Below are 14,605 nucleotides of genomic sequence, written 5' to 3' on the forward strand. Positions count from 1 at the left end.
CATCAAAATCGCTGTAAGCGGTGGTCTTGCAGAGCATAGCCTTGTTCACGGTAGAAACGAAATCGCTCACGCGCCGATTGGCGGATCGCTGCCTCTTCAACCACGATCTCGGCAACCCGCTCGAACTGGCTGACAAAGCCGGGAACATCGGCGCCCAGGTTGATCAACAAGTCCTGGTGCCCCTGGGCGTGATCACCGACGCCAAGCGCCACGCTCGCATCGGCGTGATCTTCGGCCATGTCATGGGGCACGAAGGCTTCGCCCCTGAATGCCCATAAACGCGTGTCCAAAGCGGCACGCTGATCCTCATCCTGGCAGTGCAGGTAGACGCGATGGCCGAGCCGCCAGGCTTTGTCGCACAGCTTGCAGGCGAAATCCAGGCGCGCCTCCAGCGAATCGGTAGGCAGTATGTAGAAGTCGACTTTGCTCATGTGGGTTCCGTCAGCCGGCAATGCCCGAGGCACTGCCGGCGGTTGCCGTCAGGCGCCAGCGCGGTCCAGCAGGTACTGGGTCAGCAAGGGCACCGGGCGACCGGAGGCACCCTTGTCCTTGCCGCCGCTGATCCAGGCGGTACCGGCGATATCCAGGTGCGCCCAGTCATAGGCCTTGGCGAATCGCGACAGGAAGCAACCGGCGGTGATGGTGCCGGCTTTCGGGCCGCCGATGTTGCCCATGTCGGCGAACGGGCTGTCCAGTTGTTCCTGGTATTCGTCGAACAGCGGCAATTGCCAGGCGCGGTCATCGGCACGCTTGCCCGCCTCGAGCAGTTGGCTGACCAGCGCGTCGTTGTTGCCCATCAGACCGCTGGTGTGGCTGCCCAGGGCGACGATGCAGGCGCCGGTAAGCGTGGCGATATCGATCACCGCCTGGGGTTTGAAGCGCTCGGCGTAGGTGAGGGTATCGCACAGTACCAGGCGACCTTCGGCGTCGGTGTTGAGAATCTCAACGGTCTGGCCGCTCATGGTGGTCACGATGTCACCGGGGCGAGTGGCGCCGCCGCTGGGCATGTTCTCGGCACAGGCGAGCAAGCACACCAGATTGATGGGCAGCTGCAGTTCCAGCACCGCACGCAGGGTGCCGAACACGCTGGCTGCGCCGCACATGTCGTATTTCATCTCGTCCATGCCGGCACCGGGCTTTAGGCTGATGCCGCCAGTGTCGAAGGTGATGCCCTTGCCCACCAGCACGAAAGGCTTGTCGCCTTTCTTGGCGCCTTGGTAGTTGAGCACGATCAGGCGCGGAGGTTGATCGCTGCCCTGGCCGACGGCGTAGAACGCGCCCATGCCCAGGTCCTTGATCTTCTTCTCGTCCAGCACGTCGACTTTCAGGCCTTTGTGCGCCTTGCCCAGCTCCTTGGCCTGCTCGGCCAGGTAGCTTGGATGGCACAGGTTGGGCGGCAGGTTGCCCAGGTCACGGGTATAGGCCATGCCAGTGGCGATGGCATTGGCGTGGCGCACGGCGCGCTCCACGTCGGCCTGGCCGAGCTTGGTGGTGAGCAGGGTGACTTTTTTCAGCGCACGAGGCTCGGCTTTCTGGCTTTTGAAACGATCGAACACGTACTCGCCGTCGAGCAGGGTTTCGGCCAGCAGGCGATATTTGCCATAGCCTGCATCGCGGTTGCTCAGCGCAATGTCATCGAGTGCCAGAACGGCGTCGGCACCGTTGAGGCCCTTGAGCACGCCGGCAACGCTGGCCACCAGCTTGCGCCAGGTGCGATCACCCAGTGCCTCGTCCTTGCCGCTACCCACCAGCAGCACACGCTCGGCCTTCAGGCCTGCAACGGCGTGCAGCAGCAGCGTCTGGCCAGGCTTGCCCACCAGGTCGCCACGCTTGAGCGCCGCACTGATGGCGCCCTCGCTTGCCAGGTCCACGGCCTGGGCCACGGTGCCCAAGGCACGTTTTTCACCGACTGGGATGACCAGCGTTGCGGTCTTGAGCGATGCAGCGGCTACGCTTTTTACAACCAGTTCCATCTCAGGGTCCCCGAATGATCGATACGTGTGGCGCCGTGCTGGCCGGCGCTTGGAACGCGACTGGCTGCGCAGTGGCAGGCCAGTGGAAAAGCTGCCAGTTTGAGCCTGCGGCCGGCGTGCTGACAACCCCGGCGTGCTGTGCGATGCGCGGCCAAGTGACAGGCGCGGTCAATCACAGGATAATGCGCGCACTTTATATGGAGGTTCGCCTTGGGCGAACCAGCATTGGCCTTGGATGTACTAAGTCATCGTCTGGTGCCATCGATTGGCAGTCCGTGCTGACAACCCAGGAGTGTCTGGTTTGATCGTCTTTCGTTATCTTTCCCGCGAGGTCCTGGTGACCTTGAGCGCCGTCAGCGCCGTGCTGCTGGTGATCATCATGAGCGGGCGCTTCATCAAATACCTGGCCCAGGCTGCACAGGGGGTGCTCGACCCTGGCGTACTGTTCCTGATCATGGGGTTCCGCCTGCCGGGCTTCCTGCAACTGATCCTGCCGCTGGGGTTGTTCCTGGGTATTCTGCTGGCCTATGGCCGGCTGTACCTGGAAAGCGAAATGACCGTGCTGTCGGCCACCGGCATGAGCCAGCAGCGCTTGCTGGCCATGACCATGGCGCCTGCAGCGCTGGTGGCCCTGCTGGTGGCCTGGCTGAGCCTGAGCCTTGCACCCCTGGGCGTGGCCCAGGTGCAGAAGATCATCAGCCAGCAGGATGCCCTGACCGAATTCGACACCCTGGTGCCGGGCCGCTTCCAGACCCTGCGCGATGGTTCGCGGGTGACCTACACCGAGCAGCTTTCAGATGACCGGGTAAACCTGGGCGGCGTGTTCATCTCCGAAAAACGCTTCAACCAGGACAAGACCAAGGACCGCGCCCCGTCGGTGCTGGTGGCCGAGCGCGGGCACCAGGAAATCCAGGCCGATGGCAACCGTTATCTGGTGCTCGAAAACGGCTACCGCTACGACGGCAACCCAGGCCAGGCCGACTACCGCGCCATCAAGTACGACACCTATGGCGTGTTGTTGCCCAAGCCTGAAGTCAGCGAGGAGGTCACCGAGCGGGAGGCCATTCCCACTACCCAACTATTCGGCGCTACGGACCTGCGTGAACGCGCCGAGTTGCAATGGCGTCTGTCACTGCCGATCCTGGTGTTCATCGTGACCCTGCTCGCCGTGCCGCTGTCACGGGCCAATCCTCGGCAGGGGCGTTTCCTCAAGCTGCTGCCAGCCATCCTCCTGTACATGGCGTACCTGACAATGCTGATTTCCGTGCGCGGTGCACTCGAGAAGGGCAAGCTGCCCATCGCCCTTGGCATGTGGTGGGTGCATGGGCTGTTCCTGCTCATCGGCCTGGGCCTGATGTACTGGGAACCTCTTCGCCTCAAGCGCGCAGCCCGTCGTGCGGAGGTGGCCCGTGGCTAAGCTCGATCGTTATATCGGCCAAAGCGTGCTGGTGGCTATTCTGGCTGTCCTGGGCATCATCCTGGGGCTGGCCTCGCTGTTCGCCTTCATCGACGAAATGGGCGACCTGAGCGATACCTACACGGTGCTCGAAGCAGGCAAGTACGTGCTGCTCACCGCACCGCGGCGCCTGTACGACATGCTGCCGATGGCCGCGCTCATCGGCTGCCTGATCGGCCTGGGTACGCTGGCCAGCAGCAGCGAGCTGACCATCATGCGCGCTGCTGGGGTGTCGATCGGTCGCATCGTCTGGGCGGTGATGAAACCAATGCTGGTGCTGATGCTGGTTGGCCTGCTGATCGGCGAGTACGTGGCACCGGTTACCGAAAACAAAGCCCAGGCCGATCGCTCCCTCGCCCAGGGTGGCGGTGAAGCGCAAAGCTCCAAGCGCGGCATGTGGCACCGGCAGGGCGAGGAGTTCGTGCACATCAACTCCGTGCAGCCCAACGGCCTTCTGCTGGGTGTGACCCGCTACCGGTTCGACGACCAGCGCAAGATCATCAGCTCCAGCTTCGCGCGCCGGGCGCGTTACGAAAACGATCACTGGCTGCTGACCGATGTGCGCACCACGCTGTTCCATGGTGACCGTACCGAAGTCGTGCAAAACCCTGAAGAACAGTGGGATGTGTCGGTCACGCCGCAGTTGCTCAACACGGTGGTGCTGGCGCCTGAATCGCTGTCGATCACCGGCCTGTGGGACTACATCCACTACCTGTCCGACCAAGGGTTGAACAATGCCCGCTACTGGCTGGCGTTCTGGACCAAGGTCCTGCAACCGGCCATCACGGCAGCCCTGGTGCTCATGGCCATTTCGTTCATCTTCGGCCCGCTGCGCTCGGTGACGCTTGGTCAGCGTGTCTTCACCGGCGTGCTGGTGGGCTTCGTGTTCCGTATCGCTCAGGACCTGCTGGGCCCATCCAGCCAGGTGTTCGGCTTCCCGCCGTTGCTTGCGGTGGTGCTGCCAGCCGGCATCTGTGCCGTGGCAGGCTTGTGGTTGTTGCGCCGCGCTGGATAAGCCTGCTGCGCAGCCCCATGGCTGCGTGCTTGACCCTGGGGGCCGCTATTGCGGCCCCTTGTGTTTCATGGCCGCTGCCGCTTGAGTAGAGCGCTCATTTCTTCGGCTTGGGGACTCGAACCAGTTGGCTCTCGGAGTAGATGTCATGCCAGCTGCGTTTGCGCTTGTCGATCAGGGCCCAGAAAAAACCCAGTCCCAGGCACAGCCACGAGGCAATGGAAACGATAAACCGCAACAGCGCCTGCCAGAGAGTGATGGGCGAGCCATCGGCGTTCTGCACACGCACGCCCCAGACCTGCATGCCCAGCGTCTGCCCGCCATGGGTCCAGAACTTGGCGAAGAAACCGAACAGCACGAACAGCAGCACCGTGGACAGCAAAGGGTCGCCGTCGAGCGCGCCTGCTTCGGTAAGTTCGCGCATACGCTGTTGGCCGATGATCGCCATCTGGACCATCTTGTAGAGGCCCGCAGTGACGATCAGCAGGGCCGTACACAGTAAAAAGTCATAGAACACCGCGGCCAGGCGCCTGCCCAGGCCGACCGGAGGGAAATCACCTTGGGGAAGCAGCACAGGCTTGGACATGCAGAACAGCTCCATCATGCAAAGGCGCCATTCTACGGGCAAAAAAAAGCCCCTGCACTGAGCAGGGGCTTTTTGGAAGGTGACAAGGCTTATTCAGCAACCTGTACCTTGTCAGCTTGCATACCTTTTTGGCCTTGAACGGCTTCGAAAGTGACCTTCTGGCCTTCTTTCAGGCTTTTGAAGCCGTTGCCTTCGATGGCGCGGAAGTGCACGAACAGATCAGCACCGCTTTCTGGGGTGATGAAGCCGTAGCCTTTTTCGTCATTGAACCACTTGACGATACCGTTCTGACGGGTAGACATAATCTTATTTCCTATGAAACTTAGGTTTGGATGACAGTTTTCTTTCGCTTTCAAACAAGCAAAAGAGTACTGGGCTGGGTTGCAGGAAAGTAAGAGACGTCGAACGGGTTGTAGCAGATTGCGGCTACTGGCCCAGGTCACGAACTGTTGCGACCCATGCAAACACAGTGCGTTGACTCTACGCCAACTGCCGAGCGAAAAACAAGCCTTCCAGCGGGTGGAAAGTGACTGTTTTACAACCAGCGGCCAAACCGCCGAACAGTGCATGGTGCCTGGCCTGGCGCCATGTTCGCAGTGGCGCGGGCAACGTTCGCAAACGAAGATGCCGAACGTTGCCACGCCGCTGATGAGTCTGCCTCAACCGCGATAGTAACGGGGCGCAACGAATGGGGTTTTACTGACTTTCAAGGCCACCTTCTTTCCACGCACGAGTGCATATAGAAGCGTGTCCAGTGCGGACTGTTCGGTGTCCACATAACCCATCGCCACAGGGGCACTGAGTGTGGGTCCAAAGCCGCCACTGCAGATGGTGCCAACCGAGGTGCCTTCTGCATCGACAATCTCGGCGCCTTCGCGTACAGGCGTGCGTTCCTGGGGCAGCAAACCGACCCGCTTGCGTTTCACACCCTCACGTTGCTGATCGAAGATGGCCTGTGCGCCCGGAAAGCCCCCAGCACGCGCACCATCGGCCCGGCGCGACTTGGACATTGCCCACAACAAGTTCGCCTGCACGGGTGAAGTGTCGGCGTTCATGTCATGGCCATACAGGCACAGGCCGGCTTCCAGACGCAACGAGTCACGGGCCCCCAGCCCGATCGGCTGAACCTCTGGCTGCTTGAGCAGCGCTCTGGCGAGCGTCTCGGCACCTGCCACCGGCACGGAGATTTCATAACCATCCTCCCCGGTGTAGCCCGACCGACTGACCCAGCACAGGTGGCCCAGCAACGTGACAGGTCGCACCTGCATGAACGTCATGTCCGCCACTTCATGCGCCAGACGCTGCAGGACCTTGGCCGCTGCCGGCCCTTGCAAGGCGAGCAGAGCACGTTGATCGAACAGTGGCTGGACCTCGCAACGTTGGCTGATATGCCGCTGCAAGTGCGCCAGGTCGTGATCCTTGCAGGCGGCGTTCACCACCAGCAGCAGCGTGTCGTCACCCAGGTTGGCGACCATCAGGTCGTCGAGGATGCCGCCGTGTTCGTTGGTGAACATGGCGTAGCGCTGCATGCCAACGGGCAGGTCGATGATATCGACCGGCACCAGCGTTTCCAGCGCCCTGGCAGCGTCGCTACCCTTGAGCAGTATCTGCCCCATGTGCGAGACGTCGAACAACCCGGCCTGTTCTCGGGTGTGCAGGTGCTCTTTAAGCACACCCAGGGGGTACTGCACCGGCATGTCGTAGCCCGCGAAGGGCACCATGCGCGCGCCCAGTTCCAGGTGCAGGGCATGCAGTGGGGTTTTGAGCAGTGTTTCGGACATCGATGACTCCTTGCATGGGTTTTCGGTCAATGTCCGGGGACATTGACCGCCAGGCGAATGACACACTCACGATCCGGCGCTGTCAGGCGTCCTGGTAGCTTTCGATCGAGGGGCAGGCACAGACCAGGTTGCGGTCGCCGAAGACGTTGTCGACCCGGCTCACAGGCGGCCAGTACTTGCTTTCCACCAGGCCAGGCAGCGGGTAGACCGCTTGCTCGCGGGAGTAACCATGAGCCCATTCGCCCACCAGTTCCGCTGCGGTGTGCGGCGCGTTCTTGAGCGGGTTGTCATCCTTGTCCAGCGTGCCGTCCTCTACCGCGCGGATTTCCTCGCGGATCTGGATCATGGCCGCGCAGAACCTGTCCAGTTCTTCCCGGGATTCGCTTTCGGTCGGCTCAATCATCAGCGTGCCTGCCACCGGGAACGACATGGTCGGGGCATGGAAGCCGTAGTCGATCAACCGCTTGGCCACGTCGTCGACGCTGATGCCACTGCTGTCCTTGAGCGGGCGCAGGTCCAGAATGCATTCGTGGGCGACCAGGCCATTGCCGCCGGTGTACAGCACCGGGTAGTGCTCCTCCAGGCGGCGGGCGATGTAGTTGGCATTGAGGATGGCCATCTGCGAAGCCCGTTTGAGCCCTGCGCCGCCCATCATGCGAATGTACATCCAGGTGATCGGCAGGATGCTGGCGCTGCCGAAGGGTGCGGCGCATACCACGCCTTCGGCAGTGCCCAGGGCAGCATGGCCCGGGAGGAAGGGCGCCAGGTGCGATTTCACACCGATCGGCCCAACGCCCGGACCACCGCCGCCATGGGGAATGCAGAAGGTCTTGTGCAGGTTCAGGTGCGACACATCGCCCCCGAATTTGCCCGGTGCGCACAGACCGACCATGGCGTTCATGTTGGCACCGTCGATGTAAACCTGGCCGCCGTTGTCGTGGATGATGGCGCAAATCTCGCCGATCGCCTCCTCGAACACCCCGTGGGTGGACGGGTAGGTGATCATCAGCGCTGCCAGGCGTTCACGGTGCTCGATGGCCTTGGCACGCAGGTCGGCAACGTCGACGTTGCCGCGCGCGTCGCAGGCCGTGACCACCACCTGCATGCCGGCCATGTTGGCCGTTGCCGGGTTAGTGCCGTGGGCTGAAGAAGGGATCAGGCAGATGTCGCGATGCCCCTCGTTGCGGCTGCGGTGATAGGCGCGGATCGCCAGCAGGCCCGCGTACTCGCCCTGAGAACCGGCGTTAGGTTGCAGCGATACGGCATCGTAGCCCGTGGCTGCGCAGAGCATGGCCTCCAACTCCGACGTCAATTGCAGGTAGCCCTGGCTCTGCTGCGCCGGGGCGAAGGGGTGCAGGTTGCCGAATTCTGCCCAGGTGACCGGGATCATTTCACTGGCAGCGTTGAGTTTCATGGTGCACGAGCCCAGCGGGATCATGCTGCGGTCCAGGGCCAAGTCCTTGTCGGCCAGCTTGCGCAGGTAACGCATCAACTCCGTTTCGCTGTGATAGCGGTTGAACACGGGGTGTTCCAGGAACGTCGAGCGGCGCAGCAAGGCCTCGGGCAGCAGCGTACCGCTGCTGGCGGCCAGCGCCTGGAAGTCAGGTTGCGTTTGACCATCGCCAAGCAGCTGCCACAGCGCCTGCACATCCGCCGGAGTGGTGGTTTCGTCCAGCGATACGCCCACATGGCCGGCATCGACCTGACGCAGGTTGATGCCTTGTGCACGGGCTTTTTCGTGCAGGCCGAGGGTGGCATCGCCAGTGGCCAGGGTCAGGGTGTCGAATGCCGTGTCGCCCACCACCGTCACAGCCATTGCACGCAAGCCCTGGGCCAGGATGGCGGTCAGGCTATGGGTACGTTGGGCAATGCGCGTGAGACCTTCAGGGCCGTGATAGACGGCGAACATGCTGGCAATGTTGGCAAGCAGCACCTGGGCGGTGCAGATGTTGCTGGTGGCCTTTTCGCGGCGAATGTGCTGCTCACGTGTCTGCATGGCCAAGCGCAGTGCCGTCTTGCCGAAGCGGTCTATCGACACGCCCACCAGGCGCCCTGGCATGTCGCGCTTGAAGGCATCGCGGGTAGCGAAGTAGGCCGCATGAGGCCCGCCGAAGCCCAGGGGCACGCCAAAGCGCTGGGCGCTGCCAATGGCCACATCGGCCTCGAACTCGCCAGGCGGGGTCAACAGGGTCAAGGCCAACAGGTCCGCCGCCACGGCCACCAGCGCATTGGCGTGGTGGAACCGTTGCACCACCTCCCGGTAATCGAAGATACCACCGGTGCTGGCGGGGTATTGCAGCAAGGCGCCGAAGAACGGGCTGGCATCGTCGAGCGTCTGCTCGTCGCCTATCACGACTTCGATGCCCAGAGGTTCAGCGCGGGTACGCAGTACATCGAGGGTCTGGGGGTGGCAATGCATTGAGGCAAAGAAGCGGTTGCTGGCCTTGTTCTTCGACAGGCGCTTGCAGAACGTCATGGCCTCGGCAGCGGCCGTTGCCTCATCGAGCAGCGACGCATTGGCGATCGGTAACCCTGTGAGGTCGCTGATTAGGGTCTGGAAATTGAGCAGAGCTTCCAGCCGGCCCTGGGAAATTTCTGGCTGGTAGGGCGTGTACGCGGTGTACCACGCCGGGTTCTCCAGCAGATTGCGCAGGATGGGCGCGGGCGTGTGGGTGTTGTAGTAACCCTGGCCTATGTAACTTTTGAACAGTTGGTTCTTGCCGGCGATGGCCTTCAGGGCGGCGAGCGCATCCGCTTCGCTGTGCCCATCGTCCGTGCCCAGCACGCTGGTGCCCTTGATGCTGGCGGGGATGACGGCGTCGGTCATGGCCTCCAGCGAGTCGAAGCCCAGGGTGGCGAGCATGGCCTGCTCGTCTTCGCTGCGTGGCCCGATGTGGCGGGCAATGAACTCATTGGCAGTGCCGAGGTTGATGGTCATGGCGTGATTCCTCAGGCGTCGTCGTTGGCGTTGAGCAGGCGGTCATAGGCCTCCTGGTCGAGCAGGGCGCTCACAGCGCTGGCGTCGGCAGGCTTGATGCGGAAGAACCAGCCTTCGCCCAGCGGGTCCTCGTTGACCAGCTCGGGGCGCTCTTCGAGTTGGGCGTTGACCTCGATCACCTCGCCGGACAGCGGCATGTACACCCCGCTAGCAGCCTTGACCGACTCTACGGTGGACGCTTCGCTGCCTTTGTCATAGTGCTGCAGCTCCGGCAGCTGCACGAACACCACATCCCCCAGTGCATGCTGGGCGTAGGCAGTGATACCTACGGTGACGCTGCCATCAGCTTCTACACGCAGCCATTCGTGGTCGTCGGTGAAACGCAACTCGCTCATGAAAAATCCTCGTGGACCGGGTGGCGCGATTAGGTTCGCGCTCTGGTGGGTTTTCAGTAAGCAATAACGTGGCCAACTAGCTCTGGGCCCTGTGGATGCAGGGAGGGAGTGCCAGCTCGCTGAAGATCGAGTAAGGCGGCGTAACGAAATCGATACGATAAAACGTTGGTTTTGCTACACGACGCCGTTAATCTCTCGGCCCACCTTGGAGTTGGAGGTGTAGCGATTCAGATACGGTGTATTGAATTCGATACGGCTACATGTGTTCCACTGTTTTGAATAAGCCACCCTGCATTGGGGGAATCAAACAAGGGATGGGAAATACATCATAAAGCCAGTGTTTCTAAAGCAAAGATATTAATAATCTACTGCTGAAGTTTATTGAAATATGAATTTTATTTATCAGGGGCAGTAGGTCATGCGAAATAAACTATCTGGCCTGACAAAAAATCTAGAATTTGTCTGCGGTTTCTATCATGCAGATCCGGTCCTTTATTCTTGGGGTCCTTCGCACCCACAGGGGGCATGAAGTTTGAGGTAATTTGAGAACATTCACAAGGATCTAATTTAATAGTTCACTCAAGTGCAGTAAGGATAAACGATTGAACACAATCCGTAGTCGATGCTGTGAAAAAGGTGGCGCAAAGGGTTTCAAAGATGTCTGATTAACCGTGGCTTTAAAGGCGGTATGATATCCACAGGCCCTCAGAGCATGCCTGGAATGAAAGGCAAGCTACAGCGGGTCACAGGCAAGTCTTGCTCAAACGGAAAATAGACACATGCCTAAAGAAATAACTGATTACACTGAACAAGAGTTTTTTCAATTAGTGTATGCCCTGTATCATGGCGACCCGCAGTACTTTCCTAATGACAAAGAGCACACGCGCGGCGTTCTTGAGTTTGATCGCTTGGCACAGCATCCGGCAAAGTGGAACTTAATTTATCGCCCCCACAGGGTCGGGATTCAATTTTCCCCTCAAGCGGTGGTTGATGAAGTGAAACGGTGGCGGGCTGAGCACGGACTTCCAGGGTTCAAGCCATCTTGAATCCAGAACAGACGACTCCCGCAGCTCATCATGCGGGAGTCTTAACCTTAGCGGTTCAGCAACGCCATCATGGCCTGCTTACTGAAAAAACGGCAATGCCAAATACACCTTGATCACCACCACATTGATCAAGTCAATGAAGAACGCCCCCACCATCGGCACCACCAGAAATGCCACGTGCGAAGGCCCGAACCGCTGGGTTACCGCTTGCATGTTGGCGATTGCCGTCGGCGTTGCCCCCAACCCGAAGCCGCAATGGCCGGCGGACAGGACAGCCGCGTCGTAGGTGCGGCCCATCACTCGGAAGGTGATGAAGATGGCGAACAGTGCCATCAGCAGCGTCTGCGCCGCCAGCAGCACGAAGAACGGCAGTGCCAGTGCAGCCAGGTCCCACAGTTTCAACGACATCAACGCAATGGCCAAAAACAACGACAGGCTCACATTGCCCAGTACCGACACTTCCCGCTCGAACACCTGGTAAAAGCCGAAGGCTGACAGGCCATTGCGCAGCAGCACGCCCACGAACAATACGCAGACGAAGTTTGGCAGTTCGAAGGCAGTACCCTTGAGCAGCGCATTCAAAACGGTGCCGGTCAACAGGCTCACTGCAATCAGGGCAAGCGTCTCGATCACGGAAATCGAGGTGATCAGGCGTTCTTTCTCCGGCTGCTCGAAGCCAGAAGGCAACTGAGGCGTGCTGTCGGCGCGACCAGGGCTAGCGACCCGCTTGATCAGCAAGCGGGCCACGGGGCCACCAATCAAACCCCCCAGTACCAATCCAAATGTGGCGGAGGCCAGTGCCAGTTCCGAGGCCGAGGCCAGGCCGAATTTTTCGGTGAAGGTGGCGCCCCACGCAGCACCGGTGCCATGGCCTCCTGACAGGGTGATCGAACCGGCCAGCAGGCCCATCAGCGGGTCCAACCCCAGCGCCGTGGCCAGACCGATGCCCAGGGCGTTCTGTACCACCAGCAGGCTGGTCACCACCGCCAGGAACAGCACCACCGCGCGCCCACCTTTTTTCAGGCTGGCGAAATCGGCGTTCAGGCCGATGGTAGCGAAGAACGCCAGCATCAAAGGTGTTTGCAGGGAGGTGTCGAAGTGAACTTGCACATCGAAGGTGCGCAGCACCAACAGGGCAATCGCGACCACCAAGCCGCCGGCGACCGGTTCAGGAATGTTGTAGGCACGCAGAAAACCTAGGCGTGCGACCAGGCCGCGACCTAGCAGCAGCACCAGGGAAGCGGCCACCAGCGTGCCGTAAAAATCGAGTTCGAACATCAGGTACTCTCGTTGAATCCATAACGGACCGCTGACCACTCTGGGGTGGTCTTGCGGGGTGACAGGCAGGGATTGCACTGGCGCCATTCTACGAGGCGTGAGGAAGGACGTATCCGGGGAACGCCTAGGAAAAGTCTACTAAAACAGCAGCATTTGCCGACAACTTCAGGTTTTCCCCGGAATGCCGTATTTGCGCAGGCGTTGGGCAATGGCGGTATGTGAGGTGTGCAGCCGGGCCGCCAGCAATCGGGTCGAGGGGTAACTGGTGTACAGCCGTTGCAACAGTTCACGCTCGAAATCACCCACAGCCTGCTCCAGGCTGGCCACATCACCTTCATGGGTGCGACTGACAGACGTGCCGGCGATGTCCAGGTCGCCGATGTCCACCAGGTTGCTTTCGCAAATGGCGGCGGCGCGAAAGATCACGTTCTGCAATTGCCGTACATTGCCCGGCCAAGGGTTAGCCAGCATGGCGCTGTGAGTGGCGGGGGTGAGCCTGCAGGCAGGCCGCTGGATCTGTGTGCAGGCCTGCTGCATGAAGAAGTGCGCAAGCATCAGGATGTCCTGGCCGCGGTCACGCAGGGGTGGGACCTGCAGGTTCAACACGTTGAGGCGGTAGAACAGGTCTTCGCGGAACGTGCCCTCGGCCACCATCTGCTCCAGGTTACGGTGGGTCGCGCTGATGATACGCACGTTGACCTTCACTTCCCGGTCGCCCCCCACCCGGCGGAAGCTGCCGTCGCTGAGAAAACGCAGCAGCTTGGCCTGCAGGTAGGGGGACATCTCGCCGATCTCATCGAGAAACACCGTGCCCTGGTTGGCCAGCTCCATCAGCCCTGGCTTGCCGCCGCGCTGGGCGCCGGTGAAGGCGCCTGGTGCATAACCGAACAGTTCGCTCTCGGCGAGGCTCTCAGGCAATGCGGCGCAGTTCAGAGCCAGAAAGGGGGCCGCATGACGGCTGCTGATCGCGTGGCATGCGCGGGCCACCAGTTCCTTGCCGGTGCCGGTTTCGCCATGCACCAGCAGCGGTGCATCCAGGGTGGCCACGCGCAGGGCTCGAGCCTTCAGGGTGCGGATGGCAGGTGATTCGCCCAGCAGAGCGTCGAAGCCCTCGGCATGGTCATGGCGCAGGGCCGATAGCCGTTCGCCCAACCGCGTAGGCGGGTAGAGCGTCAGCAAGCCGCCGGTATGGGTGATTGGCATGGCATCGAGCAGCAGGCTCTGGCCATTGAGCTGCATTTCGCGCATGGGCAGGTGAAAGTTGCTGTCGAGCAATACTTGCAGCAGGCCCGGGTCGCCAAACAACTCGCCTACGCAGCGCCCGGCCGACTCCCGACCACACAACGCCACCAGCGCTGGGTTCGCCAGCAGCACCTTGCCGGCCCTGTCAACCGCCAGTACGGGGTCGCTCATGGCGGCCAGCAGCGCATCGAGCTGCAGGTGACGGCGTTGCCCCGGCAGGATATCGACCACCTCCACCGCCTCCACGCCCTGCACCTCGAACAAGGCGTCATGCAGCTCTTCCAGTACGGCGGGGCTGAGGGTAGGCGCGTCGATGTAGACGTTCGGCGGCACCATTTCCACGGCATCGAGGTTGAGGTTGCGCGCACCGAGCAGCGCCAGGACTTCCTGAGTGATGCCGACGCGGTCGATGAAGCTGACGTGGATACGCATGGGGCAATACGAAATGGCCGGGTAGGGCGCTAGTATGCCTCAAGCTGATCCTGCTCGTGACGGGTCGCGCCCTACTCCAGATGTTCAGGCTTGATGGGGTCACCGGACTTCACGTCCAGCTTGGCGCGAATGTCTTCGAACATCCAGTCGTAGATCCTGTGAGGTGAAGCCAGGCTCTCGAACTTCTTCGGTGGGGCCAGGTAGGCCTGAGCGCGGCGACTCAGTTGCATCAGAAAGCTAGGCAGCACCTGGTCCTTGGGCAGAAAGAAAACCTCGTCGACCGGCTTGCCCTCGATGCTGCCCTGCATGCGGAACTGAATGCCCCTGCCTTCACGGGGGTCGGTGAAGGCCTCGTAGTCCACCTTGAGGTCATAGCTGTGGTCACTGCTGTTGAGCGCAGTGCGCTCGATGTGGACGTGACCGGGTTCATATTTGGCCATGGGCTCTCCTGTACGAGGTTGGGCGG

At 61.2% G+C, this 14,605-nt stretch carries 13 protein-coding genes; 3 read left to right on the forward strand and 10 right to left on the reverse strand.

Features of this window, described 5'->3' with window-relative positions:
• Positions 1-2: 2 nt before the first annotated feature.
• Together FH041_RS22105 and FH041_RS22110 are read right to left on the reverse strand one after the other, a co-directional pair.
• A complete protein-coding gene (locus tag FH041_RS22105; protein WP_088523082.1) occupies positions 3-431 on the reverse strand; it encodes a DNA polymerase III subunit chi in 429 nt (142 codons plus the stop codon).
• A 48-nt stretch (positions 432-479) separates the two neighbouring features.
• Positions 480-1,973 carry a leucyl aminopeptidase gene (locus FH041_RS22110; RefSeq protein ID WP_028687060.1) on the reverse strand — a complete coding sequence of 498 codons (1,494 nt, stop codon included), beginning with the start codon at positions 1,971-1,973 and terminating at the stop codon, positions 480-482.
• Positions 1,974-2,274: 301 nt separating this feature from the next.
• Between FH041_RS22110 and lptF the strand changes: the two genes are divergently transcribed.
• Together lptF and lptG are read left to right on the forward strand one after the other, a co-directional pair.
• Positions 2,275-3,390 (forward strand): LPS export ABC transporter permease LptF, encoded by a 1,116-nt coding sequence (lptF, locus tag FH041_RS22120; RefSeq protein ID WP_023533424.1) that lies wholly within the window; start codon positions 2,275-2,277, stop codon positions 3,388-3,390.
• A complete protein-coding gene (gene lptG, locus FH041_RS22125) occupies positions 3,383-4,444 on the forward strand; it encodes an LPS export ABC transporter permease LptG (protein WP_023533306.1) in 1,062 nt (353 codons plus the stop codon). The genes lptF and lptG overlap by 8 nt, the downstream gene beginning before the upstream one ends.
• Before the next feature lie 94 nt (positions 4,445-4,538).
• On the opposite strand, the gene FH041_RS22130 is transcribed toward lptG, so the two are convergent.
• The 5 genes from FH041_RS22130 to gcvH form a co-directional block, all read right to left on the reverse strand.
• Positions 4,539-5,027 carry an RDD family protein gene (locus tag FH041_RS22130; protein ID WP_027913763.1) on the reverse strand — a complete coding sequence of 163 codons (489 nt, stop codon included), beginning with the start codon at positions 5,025-5,027 and terminating at the stop codon, positions 4,539-4,541.
• An 89-nt stretch (positions 5,028-5,116) separates the two neighbouring features.
• Positions 5,117-5,329 (reverse strand): cold-shock protein, encoded by a 213-nt coding sequence (locus FH041_RS22135; protein ID WP_027913764.1) that lies wholly within the window; start codon positions 5,327-5,329, stop codon positions 5,117-5,119.
• A 357-nt stretch (positions 5,330-5,686) separates the two neighbouring features.
• Positions 5,687-6,808 (reverse strand): glycine cleavage system aminomethyltransferase GcvT, encoded by a 1,122-nt coding sequence (gene gcvT / locus FH041_RS22140; RefSeq protein WP_088523081.1) that lies wholly within the window; start codon positions 6,806-6,808, stop codon positions 5,687-5,689.
• A gap of 82 nt (positions 6,809-6,890) precedes the next feature.
• Positions 6,891-9,746 carry an aminomethyl-transferring glycine dehydrogenase gene (gcvP, locus tag FH041_RS22145; protein ID WP_027913766.1) on the reverse strand — a complete coding sequence of 952 codons (2,856 nt, stop codon included), beginning with the start codon at positions 9,744-9,746 and terminating at the stop codon, positions 6,891-6,893.
• An 11-nt stretch (positions 9,747-9,757) separates the two neighbouring features.
• A complete protein-coding gene (gene gcvH / locus FH041_RS22150; RefSeq protein WP_027913767.1) occupies positions 9,758-10,141 on the reverse strand; it encodes a glycine cleavage system protein GcvH in 384 nt (127 codons plus the stop codon).
• Between the two features lie 779 nt (positions 10,142-10,920).
• Between gcvH and FH041_RS22155 the strand changes: the two genes are divergently transcribed.
• Positions 10,921-11,187, forward strand: a complete 267-nt coding sequence (locus FH041_RS22155; RefSeq protein ID WP_081783940.1) for a bacteriocin immunity protein — start codon at positions 10,921-10,923, stop codon at positions 11,185-11,187.
• Positions 11,188-11,265: 78 nt separating this feature from the next.
• Here FH041_RS22155 and gltS read toward each other — a convergent pair whose 3' ends face one another.
• The 3 genes from gltS to FH041_RS22170 all read right to left on the reverse strand — a co-directional run bounded on the left by gltS (position 11,266) and on the right by FH041_RS22170 (position 14,579).
• Positions 11,266-12,465: a sodium/glutamate symporter gene (gltS, locus tag FH041_RS22160; protein WP_140175067.1), complete on the reverse strand. Its 1,200-nt coding sequence runs from the start codon at positions 12,463-12,465 to the stop codon at positions 11,266-11,268.
• Positions 12,466-12,630: 165 nt separating this feature from the next.
• Positions 12,631-14,139 (reverse strand): sigma-54-dependent transcriptional regulator, encoded by a 1,509-nt coding sequence (locus tag FH041_RS22165; protein WP_027913769.1) that lies wholly within the window; start codon positions 14,137-14,139, stop codon positions 12,631-12,633.
• Between the two features lie 71 nt (positions 14,140-14,210).
• Positions 14,211-14,579 (reverse strand): DUF5064 family protein, encoded by a 369-nt coding sequence (locus tag FH041_RS22170; RefSeq protein WP_027913770.1) that lies wholly within the window; start codon positions 14,577-14,579, stop codon positions 14,211-14,213.
• Positions 14,580-14,605: the final 26 nt, after the last annotated feature.

The organism is Pseudomonas sp. SWI7 (assembly GCF_006351945.1).
GTDB lineage: Bacteria > Pseudomonadota > Gammaproteobacteria > Pseudomonadales > Pseudomonadaceae > Aquipseudomonas > Aquipseudomonas fulva.

Coding starts and splice junctions, on each gene's coding strand:
- FH041_RS22105 (WP_088523082.1), bottom strand. CDS start 431: ATGAGCAAAGTCGACTTCTACATACTGCCTACCGATTCGCTGGAGGCG.
- FH041_RS22110 (WP_028687060.1), bottom strand. CDS start 1,973: ATGGAACTGGTTGTAAAAAGCGTAGCCGCTGCATCGCTCAAGACCGCA.
- FH041_RS22130 (WP_027913763.1), bottom strand. CDS start 5,027: ATGTCCAAGCCTGTGCTGCTTCCCCAAGGTGATTTCCCTCCGGTCGGC.
- FH041_RS22135 (WP_027913764.1), bottom strand. CDS start 5,329: ATGTCTACCCGTCAGAACGGTATCGTCAAGTGGTTCAATGACGAAAAA.
- gcvT (WP_088523081.1), bottom strand. CDS start 6,808: ATGTCCGAAACACTGCTCAAAACCCCACTGCATGCCCTGCACCTGGAA.
- gcvP (WP_027913766.1), bottom strand. CDS start 9,746: ATGACCATCAACCTCGGCACTGCCAATGAGTTCATTGCCCGCCACATC.
- gcvH (WP_027913767.1), bottom strand. CDS start 10,141: ATGAGCGAGTTGCGTTTCACCGACGACCACGAATGGCTGCGTGTAGAA.
- FH041_RS22155 (WP_081783940.1), top strand. CDS start 10,921: ATGCCTAAAGAAATAACTGATTACACTGAACAAGAGTTTTTTCAATTA.
- gltS (WP_140175067.1), bottom strand. CDS start 12,465: ATGTTCGAACTCGATTTTTACGGCACGCTGGTGGCCGCTTCCCTGGTG.
- FH041_RS22165 (WP_027913769.1), bottom strand. CDS start 14,139: ATGCGTATCCACGTCAGCTTCATCGACCGCGTCGGCATCACTCAGGAA.
- FH041_RS22170 (WP_027913770.1), bottom strand. CDS start 14,579: ATGGCCAAATATGAACCCGGTCACGTCCACATCGAGCGCACTGCGCTC.